This window comes from Microcoleus pseudofavosus SVA1_A4 (assembly GCF_036700565.1).
In the GTDB taxonomy this organism is placed as follows: Bacteria; Cyanobacteriota; Cyanobacteriia; order Cyanobacteriales; family Microcoleaceae; genus Microcoleus.
On the sequence record NZ_JAUBPE010000031.1, the window covers coordinates 37,747 to 56,600 of the forward strand.

Annotated in this window: 12 protein-coding genes; 11 read left to right on the plus strand and 1 reads right to left on the minus strand. The window is 46.0% G+C overall.

Annotated elements, in window-relative coordinates:
- The first annotated feature begins 69 nt into the window (after window positions 1–69).
- Both QUA02_RS15375 and QUA02_RS15380 read left to right on the plus strand, forming a co-directional pair.
- Entirely contained in the window at window positions 70–828 is a 759-nt protein-coding gene (locus tag QUA02_RS15375) for a C40 family peptidase (protein WP_333029030.1), read from the plus strand.
- Between the two features lie 164 nt (window positions 829–992).
- Window positions 993–1,997 carry a glycosyltransferase family 2 protein gene (locus QUA02_RS15380; RefSeq protein WP_333029032.1) on the plus strand — a complete coding sequence of 335 codons (1,005 nt, stop codon included), beginning with the start codon at window positions 993–995 and terminating at the stop codon, window positions 1,995–1,997.
- A 433-nt stretch (window positions 1,998–2,430) separates the two neighbouring features.
- On the opposite strand, the gene QUA02_RS15385 is transcribed toward QUA02_RS15380, so the two are convergent.
- On the minus strand, window positions 2,431–3,600 hold the full coding sequence (locus QUA02_RS15385) for an IscS subfamily cysteine desulfurase (RefSeq protein WP_333029034.1): 1,170 nt from the start codon (window positions 3,598–3,600) through the stop codon (window positions 2,431–2,433).
- A 96-nt stretch (window positions 3,601–3,696) separates the two neighbouring features.
- Between QUA02_RS15385 and QUA02_RS15390 the strand changes: the two genes are divergently transcribed.
- From QUA02_RS15390 to QUA02_RS15430, 9 genes are all read left to right on the plus strand, one after another.
- Complete coding sequence (locus QUA02_RS15390; RefSeq protein WP_333029036.1) at window positions 3,697–4,347, plus strand: hypothetical protein; 651 nt, start codon at window positions 3,697–3,699, stop codon at window positions 4,345–4,347.
- Window positions 4,348–4,549: 202 nt separating this feature from the next.
- Window positions 4,550–5,872, plus strand: a complete 1,323-nt coding sequence (locus QUA02_RS15395; protein ID WP_333029038.1) for a four-carbon acid sugar kinase family protein — start codon at window positions 4,550–4,552, stop codon at window positions 5,870–5,872.
- 424 nt (window positions 5,873–6,296) lie between these two features.
- The gene (ldpA, locus tag QUA02_RS15400) at window positions 6,297–7,448 is read left to right on the plus strand and encodes a circadian clock protein LdpA (RefSeq protein ID WP_333029040.1); all 1,152 of its coding nucleotides are present in this window, start codon (window positions 6,297–6,299) and stop codon (window positions 7,446–7,448) included.
- 214 nt (window positions 7,449–7,662) lie between these two features.
- Window positions 7,663–9,429 (plus strand): R3H domain-containing nucleic acid-binding protein, encoded by a 1,767-nt coding sequence (locus QUA02_RS15405; RefSeq protein WP_333029042.1) that lies wholly within the window; start codon window positions 7,663–7,665, stop codon window positions 9,427–9,429.
- A gap of 336 nt (window positions 9,430–9,765) precedes the next feature.
- Window positions 9,766–11,430 carry a CheR family methyltransferase gene (locus QUA02_RS15410; RefSeq protein ID WP_333029044.1) on the plus strand — a complete coding sequence of 555 codons (1,665 nt, stop codon included), beginning with the start codon at window positions 9,766–9,768 and terminating at the stop codon, window positions 11,428–11,430.
- 117 nt (window positions 11,431–11,547) lie between these two features.
- The gene (locus QUA02_RS15415; RefSeq protein ID WP_333029045.1) at window positions 11,548–12,666 is read left to right on the plus strand and encodes a chemotaxis protein CheW; all 1,119 of its coding nucleotides are present in this window, start codon (window positions 11,548–11,550) and stop codon (window positions 12,664–12,666) included.
- Window positions 12,667–12,902: 236 nt separating this feature from the next.
- Window positions 12,903–14,363 carry a methyl-accepting chemotaxis protein gene (locus QUA02_RS15420; protein WP_333029046.1) on the plus strand — a complete coding sequence of 487 codons (1,461 nt, stop codon included), beginning with the start codon at window positions 12,903–12,905 and terminating at the stop codon, window positions 14,361–14,363.
- A gap of 46 nt (window positions 14,364–14,409) precedes the next feature.
- Entirely contained in the window at window positions 14,410–16,203 is a 1,794-nt protein-coding gene (locus tag QUA02_RS15425) for a methyl-accepting chemotaxis protein (protein ID WP_333029048.1), read from the plus strand.
- Window positions 16,204–16,301: 98 nt separating this feature from the next.
- Complete coding sequence (locus QUA02_RS15430; RefSeq protein WP_333029049.1) at window positions 16,302–18,791, plus strand: hybrid sensor histidine kinase/response regulator; 2,490 nt, start codon at window positions 16,302–16,304, stop codon at window positions 18,789–18,791.
- The last annotated feature ends 63 nt before the right edge of the window (window positions 18,792–18,854 follow it).

An 18,854-nucleotide genomic window follows, 5' to 3' on the forward strand; every position in this document is an offset into this window, starting at 1 on the left:
ACGGCTAGCGGCTAATGGCAATCTATCGCTAAGTGCGAACAATTAACAGCAAACAATTAGCAATTAGCAATGGCCAATTATCAATTATCTGATGTTGTGGAGTACCGGGCGCGATCGCACATAAATATTTACGATTCCCCAAAGTGCGATCGATTGGCAACTCAAGCAGCGCTGGGGCGACATTTGCTCCTTTTTGACCCCCCCCAGCCCCCCCTTATGAAAGGGGGGAGAAATGGCATAGACTCGGTTGTTCAGGGGGATACAACGGCTGTGATGGTGCGGCTGTGCGAAGATGATTATCCGGGATGGCTGGATATTCGAGATGTTGAGTTGCTCGATGCGGCAGAAACAGTGTATCATCCTCTGGTGGTTTCTGAGGCAGAAATTAAGGAAAAATTGCCAATTGCAATTACTTTTGCTCGCGAGGCTATGCACCAATCCAATTATTATCTTTGGGGCGGTACAGTCGGGCCAAACTATGATTGTTCTGGCTTGATGCAAGCTGCTTTTGTTGCTGCGGGCATCTGGTTGCCGAGGGATGCTTATCAGCAGGAAGCTTTTACTAAACCTATTAGTATCAGTGCTTTAGAACCGGGAGATTTAGTATTTTTTGGTACGCCGGAAAAAGCAACTCATGTAGGATTGTATCTCGGAGATAATCGCTACATTCACAGTTCGGGAAAACTACAAGGTCGCAACGGTATCGGTATCGATATTTTGTCGGACGATGGAGATGAAGTCAGTCGAGGTTATTACCAGCAAGTGCGCGGTTATGGTAAAGTTGTGGCAAGTTATCAACCTAGTGAGTTGTTGACGGTTGACGGTTGACGGTTGACGGTTGACGGTTGACGGTTGACGGTTGACGGTTGACGGTTGACGGTTGACGGTTGACTGTTAACTAATGACTAATGACTAATGACCAATGACTAATGACTAATGACTAATGAACAATGACCAATGACTAATGATTACTGATGTTATCGAATAAATCAATGGACGCTGCATTATTTTTGGAAAAATTGGCGCGACAGCAAGCTGAGGCTGAGGTTGTTCTGGATGTTTCGGTGGTGGTGCCGGTCTATAATGAGGTGGAAAGTTTGCCTCATTTGATTGAGGCGATCGCCTCTTCTATCCAACCATCTGGACTCAGCTATCAAATTATTTGTGTAGATGACGGTTCGTCGGACAATTCTGCTGAACTTCTCAAGCAGTTAGCCAGCACTCGCGATGACCTTTGTGCTGTACTTTTGCGCCGCAATTACGGGCAAACTGCTGCCATGTCGGCGGGTTTCGATCGCGCTCGCGGTCGTGCTATTGTTACCCTAGACGGCGATTTGCAAAATGACCCGGCTGATATTCCGCTGTTGTTGGCAAAGTTAAATGAAGGCTACGATTTAGTTAGCGGCTGGCGGAAAAATCGGCAGGATAATACTATTAGTCGGCTGATTCCTTCTAAAATTGCTAACTGGCTGATTGGTCGCGTTACAGGCGTAAATTTGCACGACTACGGCTGTTCTTTGAAAGCTTATAAATCCGAGTTGGTAGCAGACTTGAACCTCTACGGGGAATTGCACCGCTTTTTGCCGGCTTTGGCGTTTATTGAAGGGGCGAGAATTGCAGAAATGCCTGTGCGACATCACGCCCGCCGTTTCGGTCAAAGTAAGTACGGGATTTGGCGGACTTTTCGGGTGTTGATGGATTTGTTAACTATTTCTTTTATGAAAAAGTTCCTGACTAGACCGATGCACGTTTTTGGACTTTTGGGACTGAGTTCTATGACGTTGGGAACGGTTTTAGGGATTTATTTGACTTTCCTGAAATTGGCTTTTGGTCAAAGTATCGGGAACCGTCCTTTGCTGATTTTGGCTGTGGTTTTGCTGTTGACTGGCGTGCAGTTATTTTGTTTTGGTTTGCTGGCGGAAGTGATGATGCGGACTTATCACGAGTCGCAGGGAAAACCGATTTATCGGGTGCGCGAGGTATTTGGTTCTAAGTGAACGATGCTGTTAGTAGATCCCCGACTTTTAGCATTAGCTTTGATGTTGAGTCTGGGAAACGGCTACAGAAGTAGGGGATATGGTCGTATATGCTTTAACTCATCTACGATATTGAACCGTCCAATCCTAAATGGTAAGGTGCGTCGCCCGAAAAAATCTGCAAGTTCCATTGAGTATCTCACAGCGACGCACCCTACAGATTATAGGAATTACGCATTTGGGACTTACGCGCGGGTGTTCAGAAACCGGGTTTTGGCATCATGCTTCGTTACAGATCGCAAAAATGGATAAAAACCCAGTTTCTTTGGTATTTATGCGTAAGTCCTAAACTACTTTCTAACAGTGGACAGCAAAAACCCAGAACGGATTTTCGCTATCAACTATCAACTGTCAACTGTCAACTGTCAACTGTTAACTGTCAACTGTCAACTTTCTAACTCATTACTTTTTGTGCTTGTCGGAGAGATTGAATAGTTGCGATCGCGTGTTGGGAGACTGCATCTATTTCTGCTGCGGTATTGAACCTCCCAATGCCAAAGCGAATTGAAGCGTAAGCTAATTTGTCCGATCGCCCGATCGCTGCTAAAACATGAGATGGAGCTATTTTCGCAGAAGTGCAAGCAGATCCCGAAGAAACTGCCGCCGCCGGTTGCAAACCCAACATCAACGCTTGACCGTCAACCCCGGCTACACTAATATTGAGATTCCCCGGCAATCTCTTAGTCGCGTGACCGTTAAGAAAAACCTCGCCCAATTCACTCAAATTTTCCCACAAACGCTGCCGCAAATTAACCACTCGTTCTGTTTCCGACTGCATTTCTGCAATTGCCAATTCTACTGCTTTGGCAAATCCGACTATTTGCGGTGGGTAGAGAGTTCCCGATCGCATTCCCCGTTCGTGGCCTCCTCCGTGCATTTGCGGCGCTAGCTGCACTCTCGGTTTGTGGCGGCGGACGTAGAGAGCACCGATGCCTTTTGGCCCGTAGATTTTGTGCGCTGTCAAGGACATTAAATCGATATTCATCTCCTGTACGTCGAGGGGAATTTTGCCGATCGCCTGTGCCGCATCTGTGTGAAAAAGAATGTCATTTCCGCGACAAATTGCTGCAATTTCTGCGATCGGCTGGATGACGCCAATTTCGTTGTTAGCCGTCATCACTGAAACTAAAATTGTCTCGGCCCGAATCGCTTTGATCAAATCGCCTATATCAATCAGCCCGTCGCTTTTCACCGGTAAAACAGTAATGTCAAATCCCAATTTTTGCAAATATGTACATGGGTCAAGAATTGCATTGTGTTCTGTTTTTACTGTTATAATGTGCTTTCCTTTGCTGAAATAGGCTTCGGCGATACCTTTAATCGCTAAGTTATTTGCTTCCGTTGCACCGCTGGTAAAAACAATTTCTTCTGGGGAGGCATTGATTGCTTCTGCTATGATTTGTCGCGACTGTTTTACCGCTGCTTCTGCTTCCCAGCCGTAGACGTGGTTGATGCTGGCTGCGTTGCCGAACTGTTCGGTGAAATAGGGCAGCATCGCATCAAGTACCCGTTTGTCTACGGGGGTTGTGGCGTGGTTGTCGAGGTAGATAGGACGTGCGGACATAGTGCAGTTTTGGTTGAAAAAAGTGTTAGGTTTATTGTAGACGAGCCCCTTGTTGTACCACAAAACTTTATAATTAACAAACATTTGTGAAGATTTATGCGAGCTGACATTCAGGGATTAGAAATTACTGTCGGTGAGCTCAAGCACCTCAGCGGCGCGGGACCCGATCGCGTATACCGGCCCGCGAGTGCGACTAAGTTTGCCCGCGAAGCTTTGAAAACAGTCGGTTTAATTGTTTTGGTGCTAATCAGTTGTTGGCTGCTGGTGGCTATATTTCCTAGAGCTTATTTGTTTTGGTTCGCCCTCCACCTCGCTGCGATCGCCGGTTTAATCTTTGAGGATGCGTGGAAGATTTGGTGCAGCAGCCAAAACAAACATTTAGTCAATCTTTTTGATGATGTCGATCGCTATAACGGTATCATCAAAGCGATCGAAATTAATGACAAGATAGAAGATGCCGGCAATGGGGAAGTCAAAATAGGCGATCGCTCGAAAGTCATTCAAGCCTTGCAGCTCATCAGAGACGATTTAGTTCGAGCTTTGAAAACCGAGAGAATTCTCAGGGAAAACAAAAAATTTGTCGCTACTAACTCCGAATTGTTTGCCAATAATTTGACAAGTTTGAATGCCCTGCTTCTTAGCGATCGATCGAGCCAGCCGGGGCGATTGCTCAACGAAGCTTTGCAGCTAGCTATAGGAGTTCAAGCAGAAATGAAAAAGTTGCAAGACCGAAACGCTGCTAATTGAAACAATGGAAAATATTAGTACAGTGCTTGTGGGCGCACCTTCGTTGGTAGCAACGCGCACATTACTGAAGCGATCGAACTAAAACACATTTTAAAATTTATAAGTTATGAGAATTGTTAAGAAATATCATGATTGTAAATTTTTACCTGTTACGTAACAGGTAAGGATATCTTAGAAAGGTGACGTTAACAACCAGGTCAGTATGTCTTCTGCCAAACCCAAGATTATAGTTCTCGATGACGATCCCACAGGTTCTCAAACCGTGCACAGTTGCTTGCTGCTGACACGTTGGGACGAAGAAACTCTGCGTTTGGGACTGCGGGACAAGTCCCCGATTTTTTTCATACTTACAAATACCCGATCGCTAACTCCCGAAAAAGCAGCCTCCGTCACCCGCGAAGTGTGTCAAAATCTTAAAAAGGCGATCGCGAGCGAAAAAATCGAAGACTTCCTAATAGTTAGCCGTTCCGATTCTACCCTGCGCGGCCACTATCCGATCGAAACCGATGCGATCGCCGAAGAACTCGGCCCCTTCGACGCTCATTTTCTAATTCCCGCCTTTTTTGAAGGAGGCAGAATTACCCGCAACAGCGTGCACTACCTAATGGTTAACAGCGTCGCAACGCCAGTTCACCAAACCGAATTTGCCAAAGATTCAGTCTTCGGCTACAGTCACAGTTACCTGCCAGACTACGTAGAAGAAAAAACCCAAGGTCGCATCCATGCTGATGCAGTCGAGCGCATTTTACTCGCAGACATCCGCTACGGAAGTTTAGATCGACTGATGGAGATGACAGACAACCAATGTGCAGTTGTTGACGGCGAAAGCCAAGGCGATTTAAACACATTTGCCAAACACATTCTGGATGCAGCCAGTAAAGGCAAAAAGTTTTTATTCCGCAGCGGGGCGAGTATTTTAACTTCCTTAGCTGACCTCGGCAACCAGCCAGTAGCAGCCGACCAAATGGCAAAATACGTGAGGGACGGCAAACCGGGCGCAGTAATAGTTGGTTCCCACGTTAAGAAAACTACTGAACAATTGGAACGCTTGTTAAAAGAACCCAATATAGTTAGCATTGAAATAGATGTATCTCACTTGCTAGAAGATTCACCAGAGTATCGCACCCAAATGCTCGATGAAATTCTCGAAAAAGTCCGCACTTCTCATGCCGATGGCAAAACGCCTGTAATTTATACAAGCCGCAAGGAACTACAATTTGAAAATGCAGAAGTCCGGTTAAAATTTGGAGAGGCGGTTTCTGCTTTATTGATGGATATCGTGCGGGGACTGCCGACAGATATCGGGTTTTTGATTAGCAAGGGCGGCATTACTTCTAATGATGTTTTGAGTACAGGTTTGTCGCTGAAAAGTGTCAGGCAACTCGGTCAAATTATCGCAGGTTGTTCGGTGGTGAAAACCGAGGCAGACCATCCTCAGTTTCCCAATTTACCAGTGGTTTTGTTTCCTGGAAATGTGGGGGATAGCCATGCTTTGGCTACGGTTTACAAGCGGCTGAGCAAGTAGTATAGCTAGTTGAATCGCCGATTAACCCAGATGAATTTAGCTTTAAGTTAGGGAGAAGAATGTTCATCTGCGGTTGGTCGATGGGTTTCAATGTCGATCGAGCTTTACGTTAATTGCCACTGGACGGCAACTTCAAAAAAATTCTCTAGCCTACTTTTTCCTTGCCTAAATCACCACACTATGATATAAGTGAAAGTCTGTGTGTAACTCAAGCCGATCGCCCAATCTCCCAATCGCCCCTGGGCCGCCGCTCTGACAAAAATCAAATTTAAGAAAAAAAATTAAGGCAGAACTCTACATATAGAGCCAACAGCGCCAGAGCTACTGCTATCAGTAGCGTTTCCAGCTTGTATCAGCCTAAATTTAAAAATTAAGTAGAAATTTTCACATAGTAATTTTCAGCTCAAAGGATTAGCATATAAGGGTGACAGAACATTATCATCCCCTAAACTCATTAAAAGGCGGCCATTGGTTCAAGCTGATCTGTGGGGCGAGCTTTCAACACCTGCCTGCGGTACGGAATCTCACCTTGGCTTACACCTTAGCAGGCGCTGACTGTATCGATGTCGCGGCAGATCCCGCCGCCGTCGCCGCAGCGAAAGAAGCCCTACAAGTGGCCAGCGAATTACAGGCAAGAACTCAAAACCGCAGGTTTGGCGGCAAAGGGTTGCCGTTGCTGATGGTGAGTTTAAACGATGGGGAAGACCCGCATTTTCGCAAAGCCGAATTCAACCCAGCCGATTGTCCGGCGGACTGCTGGCGGCCGTGCGAAAAAATATGTCCAGCCGAAGCAATAGTTTTTCAGAGGGCTGGCAGTGGTTTTTCCGGGGTGATAGACGAGCAGTGCTACGGCTGCGGTCGCTGTCTGCCGATTTGTCCGAGCCAACTAATTTATACTCGTTCTTACGTGTCTGCTCCCGCCGCGATCGCACCTTTAATCTTGCAATCCGGTGCGGACGCCCTAGAAATCCACACGCAAGTAGGCAGAGAGGCAGATTTTGGGCGACTTTGGTCGAGCATAGCTCCCTGGGTCGGTCAACTCAAGGTAATAGCAATTAGTTGCCCCGATGGAGACGGTTTGATTGATTATTTGCGGACACTCTATCAAATAATTTCCCCCCTTCCTTGTCCCCTAATTTGGCAAACCGACGGTAGGCCGATGAGCGGAGATATCGGAACAGGAACTACTAGAGCCGCGGTCAAACTCGGTCAAAAAGTTTTGGCTGCCCAGTTGCCGGGATACGTGCAACTTGCAGGCGGCACTAATGCTCACACTGTCAGCAAGCTGAGAGCCGGCGGACTGCTGTTGGATGGCGGGAAAAATTTGTCAGTTCCCCCTGTCCCGTACATTGCAGGTGTAGCTTACGGCAGCTATGCCAGGGTTTTGCTATCGCCAATTTTAGAACAATTAGAAACAATGCAGACCGATCGAGCCTGTGCCGTTCCGGTGGCAGCCGCGCGGCCAGCAGCCGGAGTTCAAACATCTCGGCTCACTCAGCTCGAAGCCTTCCCAGAACTTCTCTCGGAGGCCGTGAGTTTAGCTCGTTCTCTAGTTTCCCAGCTCAAAGAATTTTAGTCAGTAGTCATTAGTCATTAGTCAGTAGTCAGTAGTCAGTAGTCATTAGTTAGTGGTTAGTGGTTAGTGGTTAGTAGTTAATTTCAACAACAACTGGCAACTGTTAACTGACAACTGGCAACTGTTAACTGACAACTGGCAACTGTTAACTGACAACTGGCAACTGACAACTGACTAAAAAAGGTTGAAAACGTCACCGAACACATCGAGGCGAATGCAGATTACAGACGACCTCAACAGATTATTAGACATCGTGCCAGATGAGATCCGGCAGCCCTTAGAGCAGCACCCGCAGCGCAACAATCTCATTGAGATTGTCATGGATTTGGGCCGCCAACCAGAAGCTCGTTTTCCATCCTCGGCCGAACATCTTTCCCAAACGCCGATTACCAAAGCAGACCTCAACTATTGCATCGAGCGAGTCGGCCACTTCGGCGGCGACAACCGAGCCGGTATCGAGCAAACCCTGCACCGAATTAGCGCCCTTCGCAACCGCAGCGGCGAGATTATCGGCTTGACTTTGAGGGTGGGCCGCGCTGTGTTCGGGACGATCGGCATAATCCGCGATTTGGTGGAAACCGGTCAGTCAATTTTGATGCTCGGCCGCCCCGGAGTCGGCAAAACCACGGCCCTGCGAGAAATTGCCCGCGTGCTCGCCGATGACTTGGAAAAACGGGTGGTAATCATCGACACCTCCAACGAAATTGCCGGAGATGGAGATATTCCCCACCCGGCGATCGGCAGAGCTCGCAGAATGCAAGTTTCCCGTCCCGAACTCCAGCACCAAGTCATGATCGAAGCAGTGGAAAACCATATGCCCCAAGTGATCGTGATTGACGAAATCGGCACGGAACTCGAAGCTTTGGCGGCTCGGACGATCGCCGAAAGGGGCGTGCAGTTGGTCGGTACCGCCCACGGGAACCGGATCGAAAACTTGATGAAAAACCCGACTCTGGCAGATTTAATTGGGGGCATCCAAGCGGTGACGCTGGGAGATGACGAAGCAAGACGGCGCGGTTCTCAAAAGACGGTTTTGGAGCGCAAAGCACCGCCAACTTTTGAAATAGCCATCGAAATGCTCGAACGCGAGCGCTGGGTAATCCACGAGCGAGTTGCAGATGCGATCGACACTTTGCTGCGGGGACGCGAACCGCACCAGCAAATCAGAAGCGTCAGCGAGACTGGAGAAGTAATTATCGAGCGCGAGTCAGCCGCTCCCCCCGCCCGGTTTCCGGGGATGGCAGCTTCCAGCGGCCCGGCTGCTGTATCGGCAATCCGGCCCGTCACACCGATCTCAGGGTGGCGGAGTGCTGGCAAAATGGTGCCGATGCCCGCTCCCAGCGAGAACTTAGCTGCTAAGAGCGCGCCGGTTTCTGAGACTCGGTATTTCGAGCAACTGCTCGAAGAATCCCTGTCCGTCGAGCCGGTACCCAAGCCCGGACGCTATTCCCATAATGTCGGCCCTAACGGCGAAGATTTGCCCCTCCACGTTTATCCTTACGGCATACCTCGCCACCAGCTCGAACAGGTGATTTCGACGCTGAACCTGCCGGTACTGCTGACGAAGGATATTGAGAGTGCTGACGTGGTTGTGGCTTTGCGATCGAACGTTCGGAACCAGTCGAAATTGAGGCACTTGGCCAAAACTCGCCAAGTTCCCGTGCACACAATTAAGGCCGCCACTATTCCCCACGTAGCGAGAGCTTTGCGGCGCCTGTTGGACATGGATGACCCGGGCACCCCGGAAGTGGCAGACCTCGCCTTATTCGCCCGCAGCGGTTCTTCTGACGAGATCGAAGCTCTCGAAGAAACCCGCTTGGCAGTCGAGCAAATTGTCATTCCCAAGGGACAGCCGGTGGAACTCCTGCCCCGTTCTCCCGACGTTCGCAAAATGCAGCACGAACTTGTGGAACACTATCACCTGAAATCCCACAGTTTTGGGGAAGAACCGAATCGCCGCCTGCGGATTTATCCAGCTTAACTGTTGGAAATTTACGCCTTTGAAGGCAAAAGGTAGAAGGGAAACGGCCGAATTTTTTTGATGCTGCTTTCTGTTTTCTACCTTTTGCCTTTGATATCATGTCCGCTAAATTAACGATAATTCTTATCGGGGCGGATTCACGTTTTATCTGTAAGCTCGGCAATAACTAAGCGTCTACTCGCCCCGACCCGAATCTTGGGGTCGATCGACCGGAGATGATATTATTTCCGTTGGTAGGATTTTTGTGAGTGCGATCGGCTCAAATGCCTAGGTAATTCCCTATTACCAATCCCCTATAATAGCAGATTATACCTAAACACATTTACCCGAGTTGATATGAATGATGCACAAATTCAGCTATTTATTCAATTAATTGCGGCTCACACGGGTTTACAAATTCGCCCGCAAGAGCGATCGGGTTTCTCTCAAAAAATTTTGACTCGGATGAAAGCTGTAAAAATAGCCTTTCCCGAGAAGTATTATCAAATGTTAGCCGATCCGAGTCGGGAAAGTCAAAGCGAATGGCGAGAACTCGCGTTGCTGCTGACAACCAACGAAAGTTATTTCATGCGGGACAAAGGACAGTTTTCGCTGCTGGAAAAAGTTATTTTCCCTGAATTGATCGAACACAAGAGAAAATTGCACGATAAATTGGGAATTAAGCCAACACTGCGAATTTGGAGTGCCGGCTGTTCGACCGGTGAAGAACCTTATTCTTTAGTTATTATTTTAAAACAGTTAATTTGTGATGTGGAAAAATGGAATATTTTAGTTTTAGGTACTGATATCAATCAAGCAGTAATAGAAAAAGCTGAGCGGGGAATTTACAGCCCTTGGTCGTTTCGCTTAGTTGACCCGGAACTGCAAAGGCAGTATTTCGAGCGACGGAAAACCGAGTGGGAAATCGACCGGAAATTGCGGCAATTTGTCAGCTTTAGCTGTGTAAATTTAGTAACCGATAATTTACCTAATATTTACCAAGATATTCATAACATGGATTTGATTTTGTGCCGAAATGTTTTTGTTTATTTTGAACCTCAGTATATTTCACAGGTATTGAAAAAGTTTGCCAAGACGCTGAGACCTGGAGGATATTTAATGACCGGTCATGCTGAAGTTCACAGTCACGCGATGAACGAGTTTCAACCAAAGATTTTCCCGGAGTCGGTTGTTTATCAAGCCAAGAATTTCATCGGAGAAGGACAAGGTAAAATAGAGCCTTCGATCGCACCAGCATCCAAGGCAAAATCGGCGTTCGGGGAATCGGGAAAGGAAGAAGACATGGGCGGCGACAGCCGTCAGTTGCTACCGTTCCCCCCGATTTCAGCAAATTTTGAGAACGGTAATTTTGGGGATATCGGGTCACTATTAGCAGCCGGCAATGGGCAGGAAAAGATGCTGCGAAGTCGCTATCTTGAGGGCGATATGATGAGCAATAAAGTGCCTAGTTTCCCTTCAACGCTCGACTCCTTAAAAGCCGATCGCCAAACGCCTCAAATGCTGATTTTAGAGGCAAAAGCTTGTTTCAAAAATCAAGCTTATGCTGAGGCAATTAATAAAGCAAAACAGGCGCTCGATCTGCAAGCTAACAATTTTGAGGCTGATTATTTGCTGGCTCAAGTTTATGCAAATTTAGGCAAGTATTCTCAGGCGATCGAACACTGCAAGCGAGCTAGCAAAGTAGATGCTATGTCAGTATTTCCTTATTATTTGCAAGCTCACATTGCTGAAGAACAGGGCGACTTGGAAACAGCTAAATTTTTTTTGAAAAAAACTATTTATCTTTGCCCGTCTTTTGTTTCAGCTTATCTAGAACTCGGGAATATATACAATAAAGAAGGTAAGCTAAATATAGCTATTAAAATGTACAACTCATCTTGTGAAATTCTCAAAAAACTACCGCCCAATACTCCGATCGAGCAGCAGGGAAAAATGACAGCGAGTCAAGTATTGATGGATGTTAAAAAAAAATTGGTAAAATTCTACAGCAAACAAAACTGACGCGCCGGAGAAGCCAAAAAACCGGTTTTTTTGTATGCGCCTCGCTGCCCAACCCAATATTATCGTAGAAACCGGTTTTTTTTCGCAAGTCCTAGTAAATAAAGTGTCAGGATAAATATGGAAACTAAGCCGTATCTTATATTTAAACAGAACGGTTTGCTCTGCGGTTTAGAAGTCGGCTGCGTTCGGGAAGTTTTCTTTCTGCCGGAGTTGACGCCTATCGCCGAAGCGCCTCAAGATATTGTCGGGGCGATCGATCTCAGGGGCGAAATTCTGCCCGTGATGGATCTGAATCTCCGTTTCGGATATCTCAGGCAAGAATATTGTTTGACAGATAGTGCGATCGTCATAAAATGGCAAGAATTTCGAGTTGGCATCATTGTCAATCAAGTTACCGAAGTTAAGCATATCCCCGAAGAGGCAATAACTCCGCAGCTATCTTACGGGCGAGACAAGCCAGAAGCGCCCGATCGTTTTTTAGCTGGATTTGCCCGCTGCGGGGCCGATATTATCATGCTGCTCGATCTCGATCGCTTGATTCGATATTCTCCAGACAAAACAGAGGCCCAAATGCCAATTTCTGCAAGCGGTGCAGGACTTTCAGCCACAGCAGGCAAGGTAGAAACCCAAAATTTACAGTTAGAAATAGATCCAAATTTGTTAGCGGAAGATGCTAAAGTTTTGGTGAAGCCCCACGTTTTTTGTCCGAATGCTACAGCCCAAGAAAAGGCAATTTTTCGAGAGCGGGCTCACAATTTGAGGCTGTTGGGCGATCGCGAAAATTCTGCGGCAATTAATATGTCGCTGGCGGTGGTTGTTTTGAACGGCGAATACTTTGGTATTAATCTCGCGGTAGTGCGCGAATTTACTGACATTCGCCAAGTAACTCCGGTTCCTTGCACTCCCGATCGCATTATTGGCAATATGAATTTGCGGGGCGAGATTCTGACGCTAGTGGATATTCGGAATCTTTTAAATATGTCGGCGGATACAAAATTTCTCTCTAAGGCGATCGTTGTTGAAATTAAAGATTTGGTCGCCGGTATAGTTGTGGACGAAATATTAGATATTATATATTTAAATTTATCGGATATTGCGACTATTCCTGCCGCACTCAATTCGGCCAACCGCGAATATCTCCGGGGCACCGCTTTTTACGAAGAAAAAATCATCGCTGTTCTCAACTTGCAAAAACTGCTAACAAAAGGAGGAGTTGTTGTTGATGAGGAGGTTTGAATAAAGATGTTATACGGGGGAGTCGGGTTCGCGCCTGCACAAAAGATGTCCACCCGAAACTAAAGAAAAAAGAGTAATAGAACATAATTTGCTATGATACTATTTGCTAATGTCACTAGACAGCATCGAGCGCCGAAGTTGCAGGGAATTTATGTGGCCAAAGCGAAGCTCCCAACGACTGTGGCAGCGCCACAATCTTACCAAGCAAAATGCTATCTTAAATTAAGGAAAAAAAGATGTTTGCTAAAATTAAAAAAATCAACATTAGAAACAAGATGCTGCTCGGATATCTGGCCCCAGCAGCTATCTACTTAGGTCTGCCCGTATTAGTTCTCGGTACTACAAGTCAGGTGTTTAACACTTTCCAAGAATCGGAAAGAGTAGAAAATGTCCTGGGGGAAACAAGTAATCTTTCCGTAGGTGCGGAGCAAATGGTGCGAGGGATGCGCGGGTATTTAGTTAATAAAAATCAGCAATTTTTAAATGAGTTTAAAACAGGTGCAGAGTTGGCTCGCCAGTCGGCGAGTAATGTAGAGCCGATCGTTAAAAATCCCGAACAGAGAATTCGTTTGCAGAGGATGCTGGAGCTAGTCAACGAATATTATGATGGTTCTAACGAAATAGTTCGCTTATTTCAGCAAAATCAGACAGCGGAAGCCCTCGCTATATTTAATACAGGGAAGTACACAAAATTTGTGAATGAATTTGTGGAAGTGAACCGAGAATTTCGGGAAACAGAATTAAAGATGATTAAGCAAGAAACCCAAACCACGAAGGCAGCTTTAAGCTTTTTGGTATGGACGCTGGTGGTTGGTTCGGTGCTGTTAGTGCTGTTGGGTGCGAGTGTTGCTTGGCTGATTGCGTCAGGAATTGCTGGAACGATCGATCGCGCAATTAGCTCGATCGCCACTTCTTCCGCCCAGATTGCAGCCACAGTTGAAGAACAGGAACGCATGGCAAGCCAACAATCAGCTTCAGTCAATCAAACTACTACAACAATGGACGAATTGGGCGCATCTTCTAGGGCAACTTCACAGCAGATAGAAACTGCCGCATCTCAAGCAATGCAAGCTTTAACTTTAGCTGGTGGCGGTACAAAAGCTGTCGAACAAACTTTAGAAGCAATGGCAACGCTGAAAACGAAAGTGCAGGATATGCAAGGGCAAATTATGCAGTTGAGCGAGCAAACCGATCGCATTGGCAATATCTCAACTGTAGTTAGCGATTTGGCAAATCAAACTAATATGTTAGCGCTCAATGCTGCGGTGGAAGCAGTGCGGGCGGGCGAACACGGCAAGGGGTTCGGCGTTGTGGCGTCAGAAATTCGCAAACTTGCCGATCGCAGTAAAAAATCTGCCTCGCAAATTAATCTCTTAGTTGCTGATATTCAGAGGGCGATTAACTCAACAGTAATGGTGACAGATGAAGGAACTAAAACTGTGGACTCTGGCGTAAAGATTGCATCAGAAACCGCAGCGGCATTTGCCGGAGTGGCTGATGCAATTAACAACGTGGTTTTGAGTTCGCAGCAAATTTCGCTAAATGCCAAACAGCAAGCGATCGCGATCGAACAAGTGGTGGATGCTATGAACTCTCTCAACCAAGCAGCGGCACAAACGGCTTGCGGCATCACTCAAACCAAAGTCGGCACTCAAAGATTGAATGAAGCTGCTTTAGATTTAAAAGCAGTTGTTTAGAAGAGTTATCACTTATCATTTCTTAAAATTAATTATTGCCACAAAAATGAAAAAATTATCTTTAAGAATTAAAGCGATTGTTTTTGCGATCGCCCTCAGTACCATCCCACTTCTACTGACAGGAGCGATGACTTATTTATTTGCCAGCAAGCACCTCACTAACTACGTAATTAAGTACCAAGAATCACGGGCGATCTCTACAGCAAATGAAGTCAGTAACTTTATTTTTGAACGCTACCTAGACATTAAGGAACTAGCTAATTTAGGTATACTGAACGACCCCAGAGTCAGCCAAACAACATCAACCAGTCAAAAACAAGCTCTGTTAGATAAATTTGTAAAAGAAGGGGAAGGCTACGACAGTATTGCAGTCGCAGACCTCCAGGGAAATACTATTTTGCAATCGAGCGGAGAAGAAATTACCGATCTCGGCAAGCGCGAGTATTTTAAGGAAGTAATTAAAACTAATCGTCCTACACTTGTGCAGCCAAGAAAGTCATTTATAAATGGCAAATACGCCATTTTTGCAGCAGCGCCGGTTGTCGATATCAATACAGGAAAAACTATCGCCGTCATCAGAACTCGCACGCCTACAAGTTATTTAGAGCAGGGTTTTCAGGAAAACCAAGAGAAATTAACCCGAGAATCGGAGGAATTAAAAAAAGAGGAATACCTTTTGATTGATGGTAATGGCAAGTTTTTCTCAGCAACAGAAACTCATGATGTGAGCAGAGATGCACGGTCTAACTTTACTGTTTTTGCCAAAATGCAAGCCGACAGAAAGATTAAGAGTGCCATAGATATCGATCTCATGGATGGAGCTAAGCAACTGATTACTTACGCTCCTATTGAAACCTTAAATAATACGCCAGAATTGGGTTGGAGCGTGATTATTTCCAACGATACAAAAAATGTATTTGCTCCGCAAAAAGACTTGCTGTATGCTCTGATGGCCGGAGTTGGAATGACTGCTGCTGTTGTTAGCGCGATCGCAATTTTTTTAGCCCGTCGAACTACTCGCTCGGTTAATGCAATTGTGCGGGCGATCGCCTCTTCTTCCTCGCAAATTGCTGTCACCGTCGAACAGCAAGAACGCATCGCCAGCCAACAACTATATGCTGTCGATCGAACTGCTACTACAATGGACGAATTGGGCGAATCAAGCAAAGCTTGTGCCGAGCAAGCCGCTTCGGCCGCTTTCGGGGCCGCACAGGCCCTTAAACTCACAGCAGGAGGCAGTCAAGCAGTAGACAATACCTTGAAAGAGATGGCAACTTTGACCGAAAATGTAGGAGCAATTCAAAAGCAAATTTTGCGTTTGAGCGAGCAAACCGATCGCATTGGAAATATCTCCAGTTTAGTCAGCGATTTAGCAAACCAAACAAATATGCTCGCCATCAACGCTGCTGTCGAAGCAGTTAGAGCCGGTGAAAGCGGCAAAGGATTTGCTATTGTTGCCAACGAGATTCGCAAATTAGCCGATCGAAGCAAGGAATCTGCTAGCCAAATTAATGTTTTAGTTGCAGACATCCAGAAAGCGATTCGTTCGACAGCAACGGTGACGGATGACGGCACAAAGACTGTGGAAAATGGAGTGAAAATTGCCCGAAAAACGGCAGACGCATTTGCGGGAGTGGCCGAGGCGATCGATCGCATTGTTTTGAACAGCAAACAAATTTCTTTTACTGCAAGAAACCAGGCAATCGCCATTCAGGATGTAGTTGAAGCCGTCAACTCTCTTAACCTCGCCGCCCGGGAAACTGCCACCGGCATTTCTCAAGTCAAACTCGGCATTTCTCAACTCAACCAAGCAGCCCAAGATTTAAAATCAGTAGTTTAGAAGGAAGTTCGGCAACGAGCAGTGTACGGGATGTAACGGATGTAACGGATAAAAAGAAGAATTACCAATTACCGATTACCAATTACCCAAAGATACATATGATTGAAGATGAAGAGCTCCGAGATGTATTTAAAATTGCTAGTGAAGATCACTTGCAAAAACTAGACGATGGATTGCTGTACTTGGAACAACACCCGAAGGACTCAGCTAAGTTAGAAGAATTGCTGCGGGAAACCCATTCTCTTAAAGGCGATGCTGGGATGCTGGCCGTAAAAAATGTAGCATCTTTAGCTCATCAAATAGAGCATATTTTGGCAGGTGTCAAGCGGGGAGAAACTCAACTAAATCCAGATATTAGCGATCGACTTTCGCAAGGTTTAGACGCCATCCGCAAACTCGTTGACGAAGCCGTCACGGGTGAAGATTCCGGTGTCAATACATTTTACGTGCTTGCTAGCATGATGGGTGCTTCTAACAAGCCCCAGCCAGCCGCCCCGACAGCACAGCCAGCATCTTCACAAGTCCCCCAACAAGAATTAGTAAAAATGCAATTTACTGATTCGGAAATGCCACCATCACAAACAAACAGTGAAACTTCTTCCGCCACTAATTTAGATAATAATTACTCTTCTTCGACGCTACAATCCGAGCAACAATTGCTGCTGCAATCTCAAAACTTGCCTGCGGCTTCCGGGCCCCCTGCTGCATCGGCTTCCCAACCCACTGTTAGCGGTTCTTCTAGTTCGTCTTACCGCATCGAAACCATTCGGGTTTCTACCCAAAACTTAGACGATTTAATGACTCAAGCAGGGGAACTTACTGTCACCAAAACTCGGCTAGTACACCGACTTGCTGATATAGAAAAGCTTACAACTTTGTGGGAAAATTGGAGCCGAGAAGCTTCTATAAATCGGTTGGGTTTGGATCGAATAGAAACTGAGAAAAATGGGTCTCCACAAAAGGCGAGCCTACTCCAGTTACAGAATTATTACCAGCGTACTGAAGAACGTTTAGAACGTCTGGGAACTCTAGTAAATGGCTTAAAAAATCGAGTTGATGAAGATACTGCCAGACTCGAATTAATTGCCGAGGAATTAGAATCAGGAATTCGCACTCTCAGACTGCTGCCTTTGTCTACTATTTTTAATCTATTTCCCCGAACGGTTAGAGACTTGGCGAAGCGGGAAGGGAAAGAAGTTGAATTAGTCATGGAAGGTGCGGAAACTAAAGCTGATAAACGCATTTTAGAAGAAATGAAAGACCCTTTAATGCACATGATTCGGAATGCGATCGACCACGGCATCGAGACGGCCGCCGAACGCGAAAAACTAGGCAAACCTCCTACCGCTACTCTCCGAATTAAAGGCTACCATACTGCTAACAATATTATCATTGAAGTTGCTGATGATGGCCGGGGGCTGAATCTCGCTCGCATTCAACAAACTGCTGTCAAACGCAACATCTGCACGCTGGAGGAACTCGCCATCATGACAGAAAGCCAAATTCACTCGCTGATTTTTGCTCCTGGTTTTTCAACCAGAACATTTGTTACTGAAATCTCTGGACGGGGGGTGGGTTTAGATGTAGTTCGGACTAATGTTGAAGCACTAAAAGGCAGCATTCAAGTTGAATCGGTCTCAGGAAAAGGATGCACTTTTCGGCTGCAACTGGGCACGTCGCTAGCTACTGCCAATGTATTAATTGTAGCAGTTGAAGGTATTGCTTACGCGCTGCCCATTGAGTTTGTTGAAATGGCAAAAATGGTTGCTTATTCTGATATTTTTGCCATAGAAGGTAAGGCAACTATACTTTCTGAGGGTCAGGCGCTATCAGTTGCTTATTTAGCAGATTTACTAGAATTAAAAAATAGAGAATGGCTGCCGAATAATCGGGAATGGCTACAGGAAAGTTGGAGAGAAGTCAATAGCAAAATAAAAGGAGAATTCCTGACATCAAATTCTCCGAAAATCTCTTGTATTGTTCTGAAAGTTGGGGAGGAAAGATTGGGGTTATTTATAGATGCTTTGATTGATGAACAGGATGTGGTGATTAAACCTCAAAGTCTATTGCTGAAACGGGTGCGAAATGTTTCAGGTGCAACGATTCTCGGGACGGGAGAAGTTTGTATGGTGCTCAATCCCCACGATTTGATAAAATCTGTACGCAAGCAAGTTTTGTCGGGCGGGGTTGGGAGTGCCCGATCGCCCATTGAGACGGTCAGCCGAAAACAAGTTATACTTTTAGCAGAAGATTCGATCGCTACCCGCACTCAAGAAAAGCGCATTCTCGAAGGTGCAGGTTATGAAGTGGTGACAGCAGTAGACGGATTGGATGCTTTCAATAAATTAAAGACTCGCTATTTTGATGCTCTGATTTCTGACGTACAAATGCCGAATTTGGACGGTTTGGGACTGACTGTTAAAATTCGCCAGCAAAAAGAATACAGTGAGTTGCCGATTATTTTGGTGACATCTTTGGCGTCGGATGAAGATAGACAAAGAGGGGCTGATGCCGGAGCTAATGCTTATATTCCTAAAGGTACGTTCAATCAAGATGTATTGATCGAGACATTGAAAAGGTTAGTTTAATTGTGAAAAGGGAAGGGTTCGGCTTCAGCAAGAAGGAATTAGGAGCAATTCCCCATTCTCAAT

Bases quoted from the DNA above. Each gene is read 5' to 3' on its own strand.
- QUA02_RS15375 (WP_333029030.1), top strand. From the start codon at position 70: ATGGCCAATTATCAATTATCTGATGTTGTGGAGTACCGGGCGCGATCG.
- QUA02_RS15380 (WP_333029032.1), top strand. From the start codon at position 993: ATGGACGCTGCATTATTTTTGGAAAAATTGGCGCGACAGCAAGCTGAG.
- QUA02_RS15385 (WP_333029034.1), bottom strand. From the start codon at position 3,600: ATGTCCGCACGTCCTATCTACCTCGACAACCACGCCACAACCCCCGTA.
- QUA02_RS15390 (WP_333029036.1), top strand. From the start codon at position 3,697: ATGCGAGCTGACATTCAGGGATTAGAAATTACTGTCGGTGAGCTCAAG.
- QUA02_RS15395 (WP_333029038.1), top strand. From the start codon at position 4,550: ATGTCTTCTGCCAAACCCAAGATTATAGTTCTCGATGACGATCCCACA.
- QUA02_RS15405 (WP_333029042.1), top strand. From the start codon at position 7,663: ATGCAGATTACAGACGACCTCAACAGATTATTAGACATCGTGCCAGAT.
- QUA02_RS15410 (WP_333029044.1), top strand. From the start codon at position 9,766: ATGAATGATGCACAAATTCAGCTATTTATTCAATTAATTGCGGCTCAC.
- QUA02_RS15415 (WP_333029045.1), top strand. From the start codon at position 11,548: ATGGAAACTAAGCCGTATCTTATATTTAAACAGAACGGTTTGCTCTGC.
- QUA02_RS15420 (WP_333029046.1), top strand. From the start codon at position 12,903: ATGTTTGCTAAAATTAAAAAAATCAACATTAGAAACAAGATGCTGCTC.
- QUA02_RS15425 (WP_333029048.1), top strand. From the start codon at position 14,410: ATGAAAAAATTATCTTTAAGAATTAAAGCGATTGTTTTTGCGATCGCC.
- QUA02_RS15430 (WP_333029049.1), top strand. From the start codon at position 16,302: ATGATTGAAGATGAAGAGCTCCGAGATGTATTTAAAATTGCTAGTGAA.